Origin of the sequence: Pseudomonas sp. NPDC087814, assembly GCF_044742865.1 — a bacterium.
In the GTDB taxonomy this organism is placed as follows: Bacteria; Pseudomonadota; Gammaproteobacteria; order Pseudomonadales; family Pseudomonadaceae; genus Aquipseudomonas.
On the sequence record NZ_JBIUVK010000038.1, the window covers coordinates 1 to 15,055 of the forward strand.

15 protein-coding genes and 2 pseudogenes are annotated in these 15,055 nt (G+C 61.5%); 10 read left to right on the plus strand and 7 right to left on the minus strand.

Annotated elements, in window-relative coordinates:
- The 4 genes from nuoM to ACIOMR_RS22680 all read left to right on the plus strand — a co-directional run.
- The coding region (nuoM, locus tag ACIOMR_RS22665; protein WP_401196473.1) for an NADH-quinone oxidoreductase subunit M at nucleotides 1–1,193 on the plus strand (1,193 nt) is incomplete at its 5' end.
- A gap of 7 nt (nucleotides 1,194–1,200) precedes the next feature.
- The gene (gene nuoN, locus ACIOMR_RS22670; RefSeq protein WP_003219557.1) at nucleotides 1,201–2,664 is read left to right on the plus strand and encodes an NADH-quinone oxidoreductase subunit NuoN; all 1,464 of its coding nucleotides are present in this window, start codon (nucleotides 1,201–1,203) and stop codon (nucleotides 2,662–2,664) included.
- 238 nt (nucleotides 2,665–2,902) lie between these two features.
- Nucleotides 2,903–3,253, plus strand: a complete 351-nt coding sequence (locus ACIOMR_RS22675) for a toxin (RefSeq protein ID WP_102370286.1) — start codon at nucleotides 2,903–2,905, stop codon at nucleotides 3,251–3,253.
- Entirely contained in the window at nucleotides 3,243–3,557 is a 315-nt protein-coding gene (locus tag ACIOMR_RS22680) for a DNA-binding transcriptional regulator (protein ID WP_003219555.1), read from the plus strand. Before ACIOMR_RS22675 ends, ACIOMR_RS22680 begins: the two co-directional genes overlap by 11 nt.
- A gap of 59 nt (nucleotides 3,558–3,616) precedes the next feature.
- On the opposite strand, the gene ACIOMR_RS22685 is transcribed toward ACIOMR_RS22680, so the two are convergent.
- The 3 genes and pseudogenes from ACIOMR_RS22685 to ACIOMR_RS22695 all read right to left on the minus strand — a co-directional run bounded on the left by ACIOMR_RS22685 (nucleotide 3,617) and on the right by ACIOMR_RS22695 (nucleotide 6,686).
- Nucleotides 3,617–4,438: a methyl-accepting chemotaxis protein gene (locus tag ACIOMR_RS22685; RefSeq protein ID WP_371316601.1), complete on the minus strand. Its 822-nt coding sequence runs from the start codon at nucleotides 4,436–4,438 to the stop codon at nucleotides 3,617–3,619.
- A gap of 36 nt (nucleotides 4,439–4,474) precedes the next feature.
- Nucleotides 4,475–5,296, minus strand: a pseudogene (locus tag ACIOMR_RS22690) (cache domain-containing protein); the annotation flags it as partial.
- Between the two features lie 70 nt (nucleotides 5,297–5,366).
- On the minus strand, nucleotides 5,367–6,686 hold the full coding sequence (locus ACIOMR_RS22695; protein ID WP_161635727.1) for a Na+/H+ antiporter family protein: 1,320 nt from the start codon (nucleotides 6,684–6,686) through the stop codon (nucleotides 5,367–5,369).
- A gap of 1,536 nt (nucleotides 6,687–8,222) precedes the next feature.
- Here ACIOMR_RS22695 and ACIOMR_RS22700 point away from each other — a divergent pair.
- A pseudogene (locus ACIOMR_RS22700) lies at nucleotides 8,223–8,369 on the plus strand (HAMP domain-containing protein); the annotation flags it as partial.
- 102 nt (nucleotides 8,370–8,471) lie between these two features.
- A complete protein-coding gene (locus tag ACIOMR_RS22705; protein WP_371132963.1) occupies nucleotides 8,472–9,227 on the plus strand; it encodes a methyl-accepting chemotaxis protein in 756 nt (251 codons plus the stop codon).
- Between the two features lie 136 nt (nucleotides 9,228–9,363).
- On the opposite strand, the gene ACIOMR_RS22710 is transcribed toward ACIOMR_RS22705, so the two are convergent.
- The 4 genes from ACIOMR_RS22710 to ACIOMR_RS22725 are packed head-to-tail and all read right to left on the minus strand — an operon-like array spanning nucleotide 9,364 to nucleotide 11,976.
- Complete coding sequence (locus ACIOMR_RS22710) at nucleotides 9,364–10,680, minus strand: sensor histidine kinase (RefSeq protein ID WP_008432791.1); 1,317 nt, start codon at nucleotides 10,678–10,680, stop codon at nucleotides 9,364–9,366.
- Nucleotides 10,677–11,345, minus strand: coding sequence for a response regulator transcription factor (locus tag ACIOMR_RS22715; RefSeq protein ID WP_003219550.1), 669 nt, complete (start codon nucleotides 11,343–11,345; stop codon nucleotides 10,677–10,679). The genes ACIOMR_RS22710 and ACIOMR_RS22715 overlap by 4 nt, the downstream gene beginning before the upstream one ends.
- The gene (locus ACIOMR_RS22720; RefSeq protein ID WP_102369441.1) at nucleotides 11,345–11,668 is read right to left on the minus strand and encodes a PepSY domain-containing protein; all 324 of its coding nucleotides are present in this window, start codon (nucleotides 11,666–11,668) and stop codon (nucleotides 11,345–11,347) included. The genes ACIOMR_RS22715 and ACIOMR_RS22720 overlap by 1 nt, the downstream gene beginning before the upstream one ends.
- Nucleotides 11,668–11,976: a PepSY domain-containing protein gene (locus tag ACIOMR_RS22725; RefSeq protein ID WP_003219548.1), complete on the minus strand. Its 309-nt coding sequence runs from the start codon at nucleotides 11,974–11,976 to the stop codon at nucleotides 11,668–11,670. The genes ACIOMR_RS22720 and ACIOMR_RS22725 overlap by 1 nt, the downstream gene beginning before the upstream one ends.
- Before the next feature lie 159 nt (nucleotides 11,977–12,135).
- Between ACIOMR_RS22725 and ACIOMR_RS22730 the strand changes: the two genes are divergently transcribed.
- From ACIOMR_RS22730 to ACIOMR_RS22745, 4 genes are all read left to right on the plus strand, one after another.
- Nucleotides 12,136–13,215 (plus strand): patatin-like phospholipase family protein, encoded by a 1,080-nt coding sequence (locus ACIOMR_RS22730; RefSeq protein ID WP_177023238.1) that lies wholly within the window; start codon nucleotides 12,136–12,138, stop codon nucleotides 13,213–13,215.
- A gap of 180 nt (nucleotides 13,216–13,395) precedes the next feature.
- On the plus strand, nucleotides 13,396–13,752 hold the full coding sequence (queD, locus tag ACIOMR_RS22735; protein WP_003190259.1) for a 6-carboxytetrahydropterin synthase QueD: 357 nt from the start codon (nucleotides 13,396–13,398) through the stop codon (nucleotides 13,750–13,752).
- 89 nt (nucleotides 13,753–13,841) lie between these two features.
- On the plus strand, nucleotides 13,842–14,294 hold the full coding sequence (locus ACIOMR_RS22740; RefSeq protein WP_401196483.1) for a GNAT family N-acetyltransferase: 453 nt from the start codon (nucleotides 13,842–13,844) through the stop codon (nucleotides 14,292–14,294).
- Nucleotides 14,295–14,304: 10 nt separating this feature from the next.
- The gene (locus tag ACIOMR_RS22745; RefSeq protein WP_008432778.1) at nucleotides 14,305–14,928 is read left to right on the plus strand and encodes an NUDIX hydrolase; all 624 of its coding nucleotides are present in this window, start codon (nucleotides 14,305–14,307) and stop codon (nucleotides 14,926–14,928) included.
- The last annotated feature ends 127 nt before the right edge of the window (nucleotides 14,929–15,055 follow it).

A 15,055-nucleotide genomic window follows, 5' to 3' on the forward strand; every position in this document is an offset into this window, starting at 1 on the left:
TGGGCTTCTTCCACCTGAACCTGATGTGGATCCTGGGCGGCGTGGTCGGCGTGTTCCTGGCGCTGGACCTGTTCATGTTCTTCTTCGTCTGGGAAATGAGGCTGGTGCCGATGTACTTCCTCATCGCGCTCTGGGGTCACAGTTCTTCGGACGGCAAGAAAACCCGGATCTACGCGGCGACCAAGTTCTTCATCTTCACCCAGGCTTCCGGCCTGATCATGTTGGTGGCGATCCTGGGCCTGGTACTGGTCAACTTCAACAGCACGGGCGTGATCACGTTCAACTACGCCGACCTGTTGAAAACCAAGATGTCCCTGACCACCGAGTACATCCTGATGCTGGGCTTCTTCATCGCGTTCGCGGTGAAGCTGCCGGTGGTGCCGTTCCACTCCTGGTTGCCTGACGCTCACGCCCAGGCGCCGACTGCAGGTTCCGTCGACCTGGCCGGTATCCTGTTGAAGACGGCGGCCTACGGCCTGCTGCGTTTCGCCCTGCCGCTGTTCCCGAATGCCTCGGCCGAGTTCGCGCCGATCGCCATGACCCTCGGTCTGATCGGGATCTTCTACGGTGCGTTCCTGGCCTTCGCCCAAACCGACATCAAGCGTCTGATTGCCTTCTCGTCCGTTTCCCACATGGGCTTCGTACTGATCGGCATCTACTCCGGCAGCCAACTGGCGCTGCAAGGCGCAGTGATCCAGATGCTGGCTCACGGTGTGTCGGCAGCGGCACTGTTTATCCTCAGCGGCCAACTGTACGAGCGCCTGCACACTCGTGACATGCGCGAGATGGGTGGCGTGTGGTCACGTATCGCCTACCTGCCGGCCATCAGCCTGTTCTTCGCCGCCGCATCCCTGGGCTTGCCGGGTACCGGTAACTTCATCGGCGAGTTCCTGATCCTGATGGGTGCCTTCGTGCATACGCCGTGGGTCAGTGCAATCGCTACGTCTGGCCTGGTGTTCGGTTCGGTCTACTCGCTGATCATGATCCACCGCGCATACTTCGGTCCGGCCAAGTCCGACACCGTGTTGCACGGCATGGACGGTCGCGAACTGATCATGGTGCTCGGCCTTGCGGTACTGCTGGTGTTTATCGGCGTGTACCCGCAACCGTTCCTGGATACTTCTGCCGCAACGATGCATGGCGTGCAGCAGTGGTTCGGCACCGCCTTCTCTCAACTCGCTTCGGCCCGGTAAGAGCGCTATGGAATTCACGATCCAACACTTTATCGCGCTTGCGCCGCTGCTGATCACCAGCCTCACCATCGTGGTGGTGATGCTGGCGATCGCCTGGCGCCGCAATCACTCGCAAACGTTCCTGCTGTCCTGTGCGGGCTTGAACCTGGCCCTGCTGTCGATTATCCCGGCACTCAAGGTCGCGCCACTGGCCGTGACCCCGCTGATGATGGTCGATGACTTCGCGCTGCTGTATATCGCGCTGATCCTGGTTGCCACCCTGGCCTGCGTCACGCTTGCCCACGCCTACCTCGGCGAAGGCGGCACCGGCTACCCGGGCAACCGCGAAGAGCTGTACCTGCTGATCCTGCTGGCTGCGGCCGGTGGTATCGTGCTGGTCAGCGCGCAGCACCTGGCCGGCTTGTTCATCGGCCTGGAACTGCTGTCGATCCCGGTCTACGGCCTGGTGGCGTATGCCTTCTTCAACAAGCGCTCCCTGGAAGCCGGCATCAAGTACATGGTGCTGTCGGCTGCCGGTTCGGCATTCCTGTTGTTCGGTATGGCCCTGCTCTACGCAGAAGCCGGCAGCCTGAGCTTCAGCGGTATCGGTCACGCCCTGGCAGCCTCCGGCAGCCCTGCGCCAATTGCCCAACTGGGCCTGGCCATGATGCTGATCGGCCTGGCGTTCAAGCTGTCGCTGGTGCCGTTCCACCTGTGGACCCCGGACGTGTACGAAGGCGCCCCGGCGCCGGTGGCTGCTTTCCTGGCTACCGCGTCGAAAGTCGCCGTGTTTGCCGTGATGGTGCGTCTGTTCCAGATCTCCCCTGCGGCCAACACCGGTGTACTCAGCAACGTGCTGACCATCATCGCCATCGCTTCGATCCTGTTCGGCAACCTGCTGGCGCTGACCCAGAACAACCTCAAGCGTCTGCTGGGTTATTCGTCCATCGCGCACTTCGGTTACCTGCTGATCGCCCTGGTGGCGAGCAAGGGCCTGGCGATGGAAGCCATCGGCGTGTACCTGGTCACCTACGTGATCACAAGCCTGGGTGCATTCGGTGTGATCACGCTGATGTCCTCGCCTTACAAAGGCCGCGACGCCGACGCCCTGTACGAATACCGCGGGCTGTTCTGGCGCCGTCCGTACCTGACCGCCGTACTGACCGTGATGATGCTGTCCCTGGCGGGTATCCCGCTGACTGCGGGCTTCATCGGCAAGTTCTACATCGTGGCCACCGGTGTTGAAGCGCACGAATGGTGGTTGGTTGCTTCCCTGGTACTGGGCAGCGCCATCGGCGTTTTCTACTACCTGCGCGTGATGGTGACCTTGTACCTGATCGAGCCAAACCTGCGCCGTGTGGACGCCGAGTTGCACTGGGAACAGAAAGCAGGCGGCGTGATGCTGCTGGCAATCGCCCTGCTGGCGTTCTTCCTGGGTGTGTACCCACAACCGTTGCTCACCCTGGTGCAGCATGCGGTGATGGCGGGTTGATCGCTTAGTTAAACGCAGCAAGCAAAACGGCGCCTTCGGGCGCCGTTTTGCGTTTCTGGCGTATTAATTTGTTGTCTGACACACAAAGGGAATTTTCCTCGTCGAGATGCCTCCCCTTCCGGCATCACCCTGCCTGGGTCGCTCGTATCGTGGTTGCGTTTTAGGAAACATCCCACAGCAGGGTCACTTGACCCACCGCAGATGGGCCACCAAACTATACGCAGGCTACGTACAGAACATGGATGCTCTATTTATCGAATTGCCGGCCTTTGAGCGGCACCGCGGGGATTATCTGAGTGATGAGTTATTTCACGGCTTTCAACAAGAGTTGATGAGAAACCCGCAAGCGGGCAACGTGATAGAGGGAACCGGCGGGTTACGCAAGGTGCGCTTTGTCGACGAGCGACGCAACAAGGGCAAACGGGGTGGCCTGCGAGTCATCTATTACTGGTGGTCGGGCGGTACGCAGTTCTGGCTGTTCACCCTTTATGGCAAACACGAACAGGACGACCTGAGCGCTCAACACAAAACGGCGCTCAAACACCTGCTGGACAGGGAAATCAAAGCGAGAAAATCTTATGAAACGTGACATCTTTTCCGAACTGGTCGAAGGCTTCGACGCGCTGGCAGATGAACGAGAAGGCAAGGTAACGCTGCGCAGCCACAAGGTGCAGTTGAGCAAGCTGGCACCGCTCACTGCCGACGAAGTAGTCGCTGTGCGTCAACAACTCAATCTGTCGCGCTCGGTGTTTGCGATGTACCTGCGCACCAACACCCGGACCCTGGAAAATTGGGAGCAAGGCCGGGCCACACCCAATGCTCAGGCGGCAACCTTGATTCGGCTGGTGTCGAAGTTTCCGGAGACGGTGGAACGTTTGGCGCTGTTGACCTGATCGATCAATCCAGCCAAGCCCGTCGGCAACGGGACGTTGCCGATGGCTCAAGCCTGCAATCAAATCCTGAACTGCCCCACCAACTGACCCAACCGCTGCCCCAGGTCCGCCAGGCTGCGAGAGGTCTCGGCACCCTGTTGGGTTTCATCGGCCACGCTGTCAACCGCCACCGCGATCTGATGCACGCTGCGGTTGATCTCTTCGGCCACGGCGGTTTGTTCTTCCGCCGCGCTGGCGATCTGCGCGTTCATCGAGTTGATGGTGCCGATCAGTTGCGCCATGGTGTCCAGGGACGCTCCGGCTTCGTTGGCCTGGGCGGACGTGCCGTCGCCGGCATCGCTGGAGCGGCGCATGGATTCCACGGCGGCCTCGGTGCCTTTTTGCAGGCGGTCGATCATGCCCTGGATTTCCTGGGTGCTTTGCTGGGTGCGGCTGGCCAGCGCCCGTACTTCGTCGGCGACCACGGCAAACCCACGGCCTGCCTCCCCTGCCCGCGCGGCTTCAATGGCGGCGTTGAGGGCGAGCAAGTTGGTCTGCTCGGCAATCGAGCGGATCACACCAAGCACGCTGACAATCGACGACACATCCTGCTGCAAGCTGTCCAGGGACACGCCGCTGCTGCGGATGTCGTTCACCAGCGCGTGAATCTGCGCGATGCTGCCATCCACGACTTTTTTCGCGGCCTGGCCTTCGGCGTCGGTTTGCTGCGCAGCGACGGCTGCGCCTTGGGCACTGCGCGCCACTTCATGGGCCGCGGAGGACATTTCGTTGATCGCGGTAGCCACCTGGTCGGTCTCGTGACGCTGGCGCTCCATGGCCTTTTCCGAGCGGTTGGCTTGCTCGGCGACCTGGCTCACCAGGCCGGTAAGCTGGGAGGTCATCTCGGTGATCTGGCGTACCAGGCTGTGGATCTTGTCGACAAAGCGGTTGAAAGAGCCTGCCAGTTCGCCAAGCTCGTCCTGGCTGGTGATGGCCAGGCGGCGGGTCAGGTCACCCTCACCGGCGGCGATGTCGTCGAGGTTGATCTTCATCAGGTGCAACGGCCGCAGGATGGTATTGGCCACCAGCATGCCCACGGCGGCAATCACCAACAGCACCACCACGGCAATGCCGATGATGCTCAGCACCACGCCTTCCATGCGTTTCTCCACCTTGGCCTGAACCTCGGCAACCTGGGCGTCGATGCCATCCAGGTTCACCGAGGTACCGATCACCATGTCCCACTTGGGCAAGTATTCGGTGTAGCCAAGCTTGGGCACCAGCTCGGTCTGGCCGGGCTGCGTCGAGCTGTATTGCAGGTAGTGGGTGCCGTCCTTGCCGACTTTCACCAGGTCGCGGTTGACGTAGACGCCGTTCGTGTCGCGGTTGTCCTTGAAGCTTTTGCCGACGCCGTCCGGGCTGTTGCCCTTGAACAGGCGAATGGTCTCGGAGTCGTAGCCGAAGAAATAACCGTCCTTGCCATAGCTGATGTTGGACAGCAGCTTGACCACTTGCGCCCGTGCGGCCGTATCGCCTTGGGCGGCAGCGTCGTACAGCGGCTTGATGGTGGTCATGGCCACCTCGACGTAACCGCGCAAGGTGGTCTTGGCGTCGTTGAGCAGGTTCTGACGGGTTTCTTCAACCTCGTTACGGGCCTGCTCCCGGAGGATCCAGACCGTGGTCAGGCTGATGATCACGGCAAACAACAACACGGGCAGGACAGCAAGGGACAGTACTTTGGCCTTTAGACTCAGACGCATGGCTCTTCTCTCTTGAGGGACAACTCAAGAGGTTAACGGCTAGTTACAATAAATCTGTAGGACAATCCCGTCAGAGCGTCATCGCGGCAAACCAGCCAAACGCCAGCAGCGGAATGTTGTAGTGCAGGAAGGTCGGCACCACGGTGTCCCAGATATGGTGGTGCTGGCCATCGATGTTCAAACCGGAAGTCGGGCCCAGGGTGGAGTCCGACGCAGGCGAGCCGGCATCACCCAATGCCCCGGCCGTGCCGACGATGCACACGATCGCCAGCGGGCTGAAGCCCAGCTGCACGCACAGCGGCACAAAGATCGCCGCCAGGATCGGCACCGTGGAAAACGACGAGCCGATGCCCATGGTCACCAGCAAGCCCACCAGCAGCATCAGCAGCGCGCCCACACCGCGGCTATGGCCGATAAACGCCGCGGAGGCTTGCACGAGTGTCTGCACTTCACCGGTGGCCTTGAGCACTTCGGCAAAGCCTGACGAGGCGATCATGATGAAGCCGATCATCGCCATCATCTTCATGCCTTCGGTGAACAGGTCATCGGTGTCGCGCCAGCGCACGATGCCCGACACCGAAAAGATCAGGAACCCGGCCAGGGCGCCAATGATCATCGAGTCCAGCCACAGCTGGATAATGAACGCCGCCGCAATGGCCAGGCCGGCCACCAGCAGGGTCAGCGGGTTGTAGTGCACCGCCACCTGCTCGACTCGCTCGATCTTCTCCAGGTCGTACACACGCTTCTTGCGGTAGCTGACAAACACCGCCACCAGCAAACCGACCACCATGCCCAGCGCCGGTAGGCCCATGGCATGGGTGACATTGACCTGGCTGATGTCGACACCGCTCTTGGCCACGTTGGCCAGCAGGATCTGATTCAGGAAGATGTTGCCGAAGCCCACCGGCAGAAACATGTAGGGCGTGATCAGGCCGAAGGTCATGACGCAGGCGATGAGACGGCGGTCCAGCTGCAGTTTGGTCAGCACATATAAAAGCGGCGGTACCAGCAGCGGGATAAACGCGATGTGGATCGGCAGGATGTTCTGCGAGGCGATGGCCACCACCCAGAGCAGACCGATCAGCAGCCATTTGACGTGACTGCCGCCCGTGGCTTCCTGCCGATCCACCAGCAGCAGGGCTTTATCGGCCAGCGCATGAGCCAGGCCGGATTTGGCAATCGCCACGGCGAACGCGCCGAGCAGCGCGTAGGACAACGCCACCGTCGCACCGCCACCCAGGCCGCTGTTGAACGCCTTGAGCGTCGCGTCGATACCCAGGCCGCCGGTCAGGCCACCCACCAGGGCGCCGACAATGATCGCGATCACCACATGCACGCGGGACAAGCTGAGCACCAGCATGGTGCCGACCGCGGCGATTACTGCATTAATCATCGTTACCTCAAGACAGAAAACATGAAAAAAGCACGCACCTGCCCGGGCTGCTGTCGGGAACGGCTGCCGCAAACCAGGTTTTAAGGGAGTTTTATTAGAGGGCGCGCACTTTGCAGCACCCGGCCTGCCTTGTCAAAAAAGTGGGGAGAAGGTTTGTCAGTGGTTAGGGGATTTGTCTGTGGCGAGGGGCTTGTCCTGTGGCGAGGGGGCTTGCCCCCCGTTGGAGTGCGCAGCGCTCCCGCTTTTTTTGGGGCCGCTAAGCAGCCCAACGGGGGACAAGCCCCCTCGCCACACAAACAGCTTTAAATTGATCGTTTGAATAAAGAAAATTTCCGAGCGGCCGATACAGGCAGATCGTCTCTGTCGTATCGAAAGGTTAAGGAAGGCTCCATGTCGCTCAGACAGCTGTCCATTCAATGGAAAATTACCCTGCTGGCCGGTCTTTGCCTGCTGGGCATCGTGACCTTGCTGGTAGGTCTCTCGCTGTACCGCATGGCGCAGAGCTCCGACCTGGTCAAGGCTTCCAGTATGGAAATGCTCGACGAAGCCGCCCAGGCGCGCATCGAAGCCCAGGGTGAGGTCCAGGCCTTGGGCATTCGCCAGCAGTTCATGGACGCCTATCAATACGGCCACGGTTTTTCCCGGCAGGTGTTGTTCCTGCGCGAACAGGCCGAGAAACGCTTCCTGGATGCCTTCGACCTGCGCGAAGACCTGACCCGGCAGGTCAAGGCCGCGCTGCAGGCCAACCCTGACCTGCTGGGCCTGTCTCTGGTATTCGAGGCCAACGCACTGGATGGCAAGGACGAACTGTTCGCCAACCAGCAAGAGCTGGGCAGCAACGACAAGGGCCGCTTTGCGCTGTACTGGTCCCAGCCGACTGCGGGCAAGCTGACTTCAATGTCGCTGCCTGAAAGCGACATGTCCGACACCAGCGTCGGACCCAGCGGCGAAAAAGCCAACGCCTGGTTCACCTGCCCGCGCACCACACTCAAGCCCTGCGTGATCGAGCCGTACTTCTATGTGATCGATGGGCAAAAGGTGCTGATGACCAGCATCGTCTTCCCGCTGATGGTCAACGGCAAAGTCATCGCCTCGCTGTCGGTGGACATCAACCTCAACAGCCTGCAAGCCGTCAGCCAGGGCGCCAGCCAGAAACTCTACGACGGCCAGACCAGCGTCAGCATCATCAGCCCGGTGGGCCTGCTGGCCGGCTACAGTCCGGACGCCGGCAAACTCAGCCAGCGCCTGGATGCCGTCGACACCGCCAACGGCGCGCAATTGATCAGTTCGCTTTCCACCAGCACCCAGACCCGCAGCGTGCGCACCGACCACCAACTCAAGGTGCTCGCGCCGTTCCAGCCGATCCCCGATGGCAAGCCGTGGGGCGTGTTGCTGGATGTTCCGGAAAAAGTCCTGGTGGCTCCGGCTGAAGCCCTGAAGTCCAAACTGGACGCCGATAACGCCAAGGGCACTCTGCTGGAACTGAGCCTGGGCCTGCTGGCAGCAATCGTCGGCCTGTTGCTGGTGTGGCTGATGGCCCGCAGCGTGACCCGGCCGATCCTCGGTGTGGCGCGCATGCTGGAAGACATTGCCAGTGGCGAAGGTGACCTGACCCGCCGCCTGGCCTACGACAAACACGACGAACTCGGCGAATTGGCCGGCTGGTTCAACCGCTTCCTCGACAAGCTGCAGCCGATCATTGCCCAGGTCAAACGCTCAGTGCAGGACGCCCGTGGCACCGCCGACCAGTCGGCCGCCATCGCCACTGAAACCAGTGCCGGCATGGAGCAGCAATACCGTCAGGTCGACCAGGTGGCCACCGCCTCCCACGAGATGAGCGCCACCGCCCAGGACGTCGCCCGCAGTGCCGCGCAAGCCGCCCAGGCTGCCCGCGATGCCGATCAGGCGACGCGTGAAGGTTTGACCGTGATCGACCGCACCACCACCAGCATCGGCCACCTGGCGGCGGATATGAGCACCGCGATGACCCAGGTTGAAGGACTGGCGGCCAACAGCGAGAAGATCGGCTCGGTACTGGAAGTGATTCGTGCAATCGCCGAGCAGACCAACCTGCTGGCACTGAACGCCGCTATCGAGGCCGCCCGTGCGGGTGAAGCCGGTCGCGGTTTTGCGGTGGTCGCCGATGAAGTGCGCAACCTGGCGCGGCGTACCCAGGAGTCGGTGGAAGAAACCCGCCTGGTGATCGAGCAACTGCAAAGCGGTACCCAGGAAGTGGTCGGTTCCATGAGCAACAGCCATCGCCAGGCCCAGGGCAGCGTCGAACAAGTGGGCCAGGCCGTGACCGCCTTGCGCCAGATCGGCGATGCGGTAACGGTAATCAGCGACATGAACCTGCAGATCGCCAGCGCCGCCGAAGAGCAAAGTGCGGTGGCCGAGGAGATCAACAACAACGTGGCGACGATTCGGGATGTGACGGAGTCGTTGTCCGAACAGGCGAATGAATCGGCGCGGGTCAGCCAGGCGTTGAACAGCCTGGCGAATCAGCAGCAGGGCCTGATGGATCAGTTCAGGGTTTGATGAGTTGCGGGATACTCCGGCAATCAGCCCGAGTATCCCGTAGCAGCTGTCGAGCCTTGGCGAGGCTGCGTTGGCGGTGTGTCAGGCATACCGCAACGCAGCCTCGCCGAGGCTCGACAGCTGCTACGGTTTGTTTTCAATGGCGGCGTGGCAGGTCGATGATGACCTTTAACCCGCCCAGCTCGCTCTCCTGCAACAGAAGCACCCCGCCCCACACCTCGACAATATCCCGCACGATCCCCAGCCCCAGACCATGCCCGTCAGTCTGCTCATCCAACCGCGTGCCTCGGCTGAACACCTGATCACGCTGGCTCTCGGGAATCCCCGGCCCGTCATCTTCGACAGCCAACCGAAAGCCTTCCGGGGTTTCGCCGATGCTCAACACAATCTCCGCATCCGCCCATTTGCACGCGTTGTCCAGCAGGTTGCCCAACAGTTCCAGCAGGTCTTCGCGGTCCCACGGCAATTGCAAACCGGGCGGCACGCGGTAACTCAAATCCAGGTGTTCGCCGTGGATCATGTTCAGGGTCGCGAGCAACCCCGGTAATTCGCCGTCGCAATCGAACAAGGCACCCGGCAGTGTCTCTCCGGCCAGGCGGGCACGATTGAGTTCACGATTAAGCCGTTGCTGCACCTGCTCCAACTGTTCCCGCAGCAGCTTGCTCAGTTGCGGATGGTCCTTGAGCTGTTCGCTGGATGCCACGCTCAGCAACACCGCCAACGGGGTTTTCAAGGCATGGCCGAGATTGCCCAGGGCATTGCGCGAGCGCTTGAGGCTGTCTTCGGTGTGGGCCAGCAGATGGTTGATCTGCGCCACCAGCGGCTCCAGCTCCACCGGCACCTGGGTGTCCAGTTGCGAGCGCTGGCCCTGCTGCAGTTGGGCGATCTGGTTGCGTGCGGTCTCCAGCGGGCGCAAGGCGCGGCGCACGGTGACCCGTTGCAGAATCAGGATCAGCAACAGCGCCGCCAGCCCCAGCACCAGGCCGATCTGGCGCATCAGCCGAAAGCTTTCTCTGACGGGTGTGTAGTCCTGGGCCACGCTGATGGAAATCGACTGGCCAAACCGTTTGTAGTCCGAACGCAGTACCAGCAACTGCTGGCCTTCCGGCCCCAACTGCAGGTTGCCCTTCAGCCCGGCGTGGGGCAACTGCGGCAGTTCCTGGTCCCACAGCGAGCGGGAACGCCAATGGGTGTCGGCAAAATCGATACGGAAATAGTGCCCGGAAAACGGACGCTGGTACGCAGGAGACAACCGCTGCTCATCCAGTTGCACACCCGCCGGCCCGCGCACCAGCGCCACCAGCAGGTTCTCGCTGTCGTTGCGCAAGCCGGACTCCAGGTAACGTTGCAGGCCCATTTCGAACAGCCACAGGCTGGTCTGCGCCAGCACCAGGCCGACGATCACCATCACACTGATCAGCCCCAGGCTCAGGCGCCGCTGGATCGACTTCATGCCGGGCTGGCGCCAAACCGATAACCCTGGCCGCGCCGGGTCTCGATCACGCTGCGGCCCAACTTGCGGCGCAGGTGGTTGACGTGGACCTCCAACACATTTGAGTCACGCTCGGTCTCGCCATCGTACAAATGTTCGGCCAGGTGACTTTTTGAAAGGATTTGCTCGGGGTGCAGCATGAAGTAACGCAGCAGCCGAAACTCGGCCGCGGTCAGCTGGATCTCCTCGCCATCACGCATCACACACTGGCGACCCTCATCCAGGTGCAAGCCGGCAGCCTGCAAGGTGGGCTGATTGGCGTGGCCATGGGAACGACGCAGCAAGGCCTGGATACGCAGGTGCAGCTCTTCGGGATGGAACGGTTTGCTGAGGTAGTCGTCGGCCCCGGCCTTGAGCCCTTCGATGCGCTCGGCCCAGGAGTCGCGGGCAGTGAGGATCAGCACCGGCGTGGCCAGGCCGGCGGCACGCCATTGCGTCAACACCTCAAGCCCGGGCAAACCCGGCAGGCCGAGGTCAAGGATGATCAGGTCGTAGGGTTCGCTGCGCCCCTGGTACACCGCATCGCGCCCGTCCGCCAGCCAGTCGACGGCATAGCCTTGGCGATTGAGTCCGGCCATCAGCTCATCGGCCAGGGGTACGTGGTCTTCCACCAGCAGCAGGCGCATCAGTCGTCTTCCTTGTCTTTGAGCAGTTGACCGGTGTTGGCATCGAGTTCGATCTCGCGCACCACGCCTTCCACCGTCAATAGTTCGATTTCATAGATATAGCGCACAGGGCGATCCTTGTGCTCTTCAAGCTCGGCGTCCAGCAGCTTGGCGCCCGGGTAGCGCTCGAAAGCCGGGCCCAGCAGATGCTCAAGCGGCGCGATCACGCCCTTCTGGCGCAGGCGCAGCGCTTCATCCTGGCCCAGGTCCCGAGCGGCCAGGCCTGAGCAAAATGCCAGGAGCACCAGCGCCACTTGAACGCTGGTGCGTAGATTTACCTTCATTACGTATCCTGATGATCCTTGAGGACGGCGCCGGTGACAGCGTCCAATTCCAGGTCCCACTCGACGCCCTGGGCGTCGCGCAGTTCAACCTGATAAAGGTATTTGCCGTATTCCTCTTCAAGCTCGGTTTCATGCACGGTGGCGCCGGGATGTTTGGCCAACGCCGTGGCGTTGAGCTTCTCGAAAGACACAATGGTACCAGCGTCGCGCAACTTCAGTGCTTCGTCCGGCCCCAGGTCGCGAGCCTGGGCGACGCCTGCGGTGAGGGCGATGATACTGCTGGCGATCAAGGCTGTGAGGGTTTTCATGGTGAGTCTCCGTTTCGGGATATTTTGCCTACGGGACTCACGGTACTGGATCCAACTTAACTGAAACTGAATTGCCACCATGGCAATTCTCTGCGAGACCTTTGCCTGCAACCGGGCAAGATTTTCTATACTGCCCTGCTCGCGGTAAATGAGACCGGTATGACTGCTATCCATATGAAGTTCCCCGCCTTGACCCTCAAGGCCGGTAAACGCGCTTTTGCACGCATTCGTGAGCAGGGGCTTGCGCCTGCGGACGTCGGCATCCTTCCCGGCGCTGCCGGCGGGCCCAAGGCGCTGGGCATCCAGGGTCTGGACCTGGCGCTGTTTGGTGACTGGCTGCCCCGGGCGCCCCGCGAGCGTGCGCTGATCGGCGCCTCGATAGGCTCCTGGCGGTTTGCCAGTGCGTGCCTGCCCGACCCGGTGCAAGGCCTGCTCGACCTGGGCCGGCTGTACAACGCACAAAGCTTTGCCAAAGGCGTGACCATGGCCGAAGTCAGCCAGAGCTGCGTGCGCATGCTCGATGACTTGCTGGCCGGCCGCGATGCCCGCGTGCTCGACAACCCGCACTACCGGCTGAACATCATGGTGGTCAAAAGCCATGGCCTGCTCGCCGACGATCATCGCGGTCGGCTTGGTTTGGGGTTGTCCTCGGTGATCGCCGACAACCTGAGGGGCCGCGCGCGGTTGTCCCGGCACTTCGAACGGCTGATCGTCCACGACCCACGCCAGCCGCCACCGCTGCATGCGCTCAAGGATTTCCCGTCGCGCTTCCTTGATCTGGAACTGGGCAACCTGCGCCAGGCCTTGCTGGCGTCGGGCTCGATCCCCATGGTGATGCAAGGCGTACGCGACCTGCCGGGTGCAGGCCAAGGCACTTACCGCGATGGCGGCCTGCTGGACTATCACCTCGACCTGCCCTACCACGGCGATGACATCGTGCTGTACCCGCACTTCACCGACCGGGTCATTCCCGGCTGGTTCGACAAAGGCTTGCCGTGGCGCCGCGCCAATCAACAGGGTTTGCAGGATGTCCTGCTGCTGGCGCCGTCGAAGGAATACCTGGCGCGACTGCCCCACGGCAAACTGCCGGACCGCAGTGACTTCAAGCGCTTCATGGGGGATGACCCGGGCCGCAACAAGTACTGGCAAACCGCAATGAGCGAAAGCCAGCGGCTGGGGGATGAGTTTCTGCAACTGGCCGACAATGGCCAATTGGGCGAACGCCTGCTGGCTCTCTAGCGCCCTCTCCGTAGCAGCTGTCGAGCCCAAGCGAGGCTGCGTCGGCAGCACCTCGGTTTGCCAGACAAATCGCAAACGCAGCCTCGCCATGGCTCGACAGCTGCTACGCGGTATGCGCGCGGCCGCGACAAACTGTTAAACTCGCCGCCTGCCAGACACCTCACCGAGCTGAAAAACCCTGTGGAAATCTTCAAAGAGTTTACCTTCGAGTCCGCCCACCGCCTGCCCCATGTTCCGGAAGGCCACAAATGCGGGCGCCTGCATGGCCATTCGTTCAAGGTGGCGATCCACCTCAGCGGCGACCTCGACCCGCACACCGGCTGGATCCGTGACTTCTCGGAGATCAAGGCGATTTTCAAGCCGCTCTACGAACGCCTCGACCACAACTACCTCAACGACATCCCGGGCCTCGAAAACCCCACCAGCGAAGTGCTGGCCAAGTGGATCTGGAATGAACTGAAACCGCTGTTGCCGGAACTCAGCGCGATTCGCATCCATGAGACCTGCACCAGCGGCTGCATCTATCGCGGCGAATAAGCCGGCGATGTAAAAAACCACCCTTGCGGTGGTTTTTTTATGCCGGAGACTCCCTTACAGTCGTGGCCTCTTGTACAGGAAGCGCTGCGATGCCAACCCATATCCGCCCCGCTACCGTCGACGATATCGCCGCTATTGAAGCGATCGTCCACGCCGCCTACTCCCCTTACATCCAGCGAATCGGGCGCAAGCCAGGCCCGATGCTGGATGACTATCGCCAGCAGGTCGCTGCCGAACGGGTGCATGTGCTGGAGAGTGCGGGCCAGGTCCGCGGCTTTGTCGTACTGATTCATCACGATGAGTACCTGCTGCTGGATAACCTGGCCGTCGACCCCGGTGTCCAGGGCTTGGGTTACGGGCGCCTGTTGCTGGGCTTCGCGGAAGGCCAGGCCAGGCATGGCTCCATCCGTCTCTACACCAATGAAGCGATGACCGAAAACATCGCGCTGTACACCCGCAAAGGCTATGTGGAAACCCACCGGGCCGAGGAAAACGGCCTGCGTCGGGTCTACATGCAAAAAGACCTCACCGCCTCGCACTGAAGGAGCTCCCATGGAAAACACCTGGCTGGCCCAGGCCAAGCGCCTGCAAGCATTGGCCTCCACGGGGCTGCACTTCTGCACCGATGACTTCGAGCGCGAGCGCCTTGAGGAAATCGCCCAGATTGCCCATAGCATGCTGGCGCAATTGGGCGAAGTACCGCTGGAGCGCATCACCGGGCTGGTGCCGGATTTTGCCAAACGTTATTCGACGCCCATGATTGATGTGCGGGGCGCAGTGATTGACGGTGACCGGATCCTGTTGGTCCGCGAGCTCACGGATGGCTGCTGGGCATTGCCCGGCGGTTATGCGGATATTGGTTTGTCGGCGGCTGAAAACATCGTCAAGGAAATTCGCGAAGAGGCCGGGCTGACGGTCACGGCCAAGGCGCTGTACAGCGTCACCCACAAGGCCAAAGGCTTGTACCGGCCGGATATCCGGGACTTCTACAAACTCTACTTTCTGTGCGAACGGGTTGATCAACTGGCGCCGGCGGCCGGTTTCGAAACCACCGAAGTTGGCTTCTTCAGCCTGGACGATCTGCCGCCGCTGTCCCGTGGCCGCACCATTGAAAGCGACCTTGAGGCCGCTTTTGCCTTTCATCGCGGGCAGACCACTCACACCCTGTTCGATTGAATCACGGGTGATCCAATTTGTATCACCCTGCACCGCTTTCGCGCCTGAGTGGGCAGAAAGACCAATCCCGCCTGCGTGTTTCCCCTGTTTGGCTATAAATACTGTGCAACCTGCACAGTCCTGACCG

Bases quoted from the DNA above. Each gene is read 5' to 3' on its own strand.
- ACIOMR_RS22685 (WP_371316601.1), bottom strand. From the start codon at position 4,438: ATGACCTCCCAGCTTACCGGCCTGGTGAGCCAGGTCGCCGAGCAAGCC.
- ACIOMR_RS22705 (WP_371132963.1), top strand. From the start codon at position 8,472: ATGGAGCAGCAATACCGTCAGGTCGACCAGGTGGCCACCGCCTCCCAC.
- ACIOMR_RS22720 (WP_102369441.1), bottom strand. From the start codon at position 11,668: ATGAAGGTAAATCTACGCACCAGCGTTCAAGTGGCGCTGGTGCTCCTG.
- nuoN (WP_003219557.1), top strand. From the start codon at position 1,201: ATGGAATTCACGATCCAACACTTTATCGCGCTTGCGCCGCTGCTGATC.
- ACIOMR_RS22710 (WP_008432791.1), bottom strand. From the start codon at position 10,680: ATGAAGTCGATCCAGCGGCGCCTGAGCCTGGGGCTGATCAGTGTGATG.
- ACIOMR_RS22715 (WP_003219550.1), bottom strand. From the start codon at position 11,345: ATGCGCCTGCTGCTGGTGGAAGACCACGTACCCCTGGCCGATGAGCTG.
- ACIOMR_RS22740 (WP_401196483.1), top strand. From the start codon at position 13,842: ATGCCAACCCATATCCGCCCCGCTACCGTCGACGATATCGCCGCTATT.
- ACIOMR_RS22680 (WP_003219555.1), top strand. From the start codon at position 3,243: ATGAAACGTGACATCTTTTCCGAACTGGTCGAAGGCTTCGACGCGCTG.
- ACIOMR_RS22745 (WP_008432778.1), top strand. From the start codon at position 14,305: ATGGAAAACACCTGGCTGGCCCAGGCCAAGCGCCTGCAAGCATTGGCC.
- ACIOMR_RS22725 (WP_003219548.1), bottom strand. From the start codon at position 11,976: ATGAAAACCCTCACAGCCTTGATCGCCAGCAGTATCATCGCCCTCACC.
- ACIOMR_RS22730 (WP_177023238.1), top strand. From the start codon at position 12,136: ATGACTGCTATCCATATGAAGTTCCCCGCCTTGACCCTCAAGGCCGGT.
- ACIOMR_RS22675 (WP_102370286.1), top strand. From the start codon at position 2,903: ATGGATGCTCTATTTATCGAATTGCCGGCCTTTGAGCGGCACCGCGGG.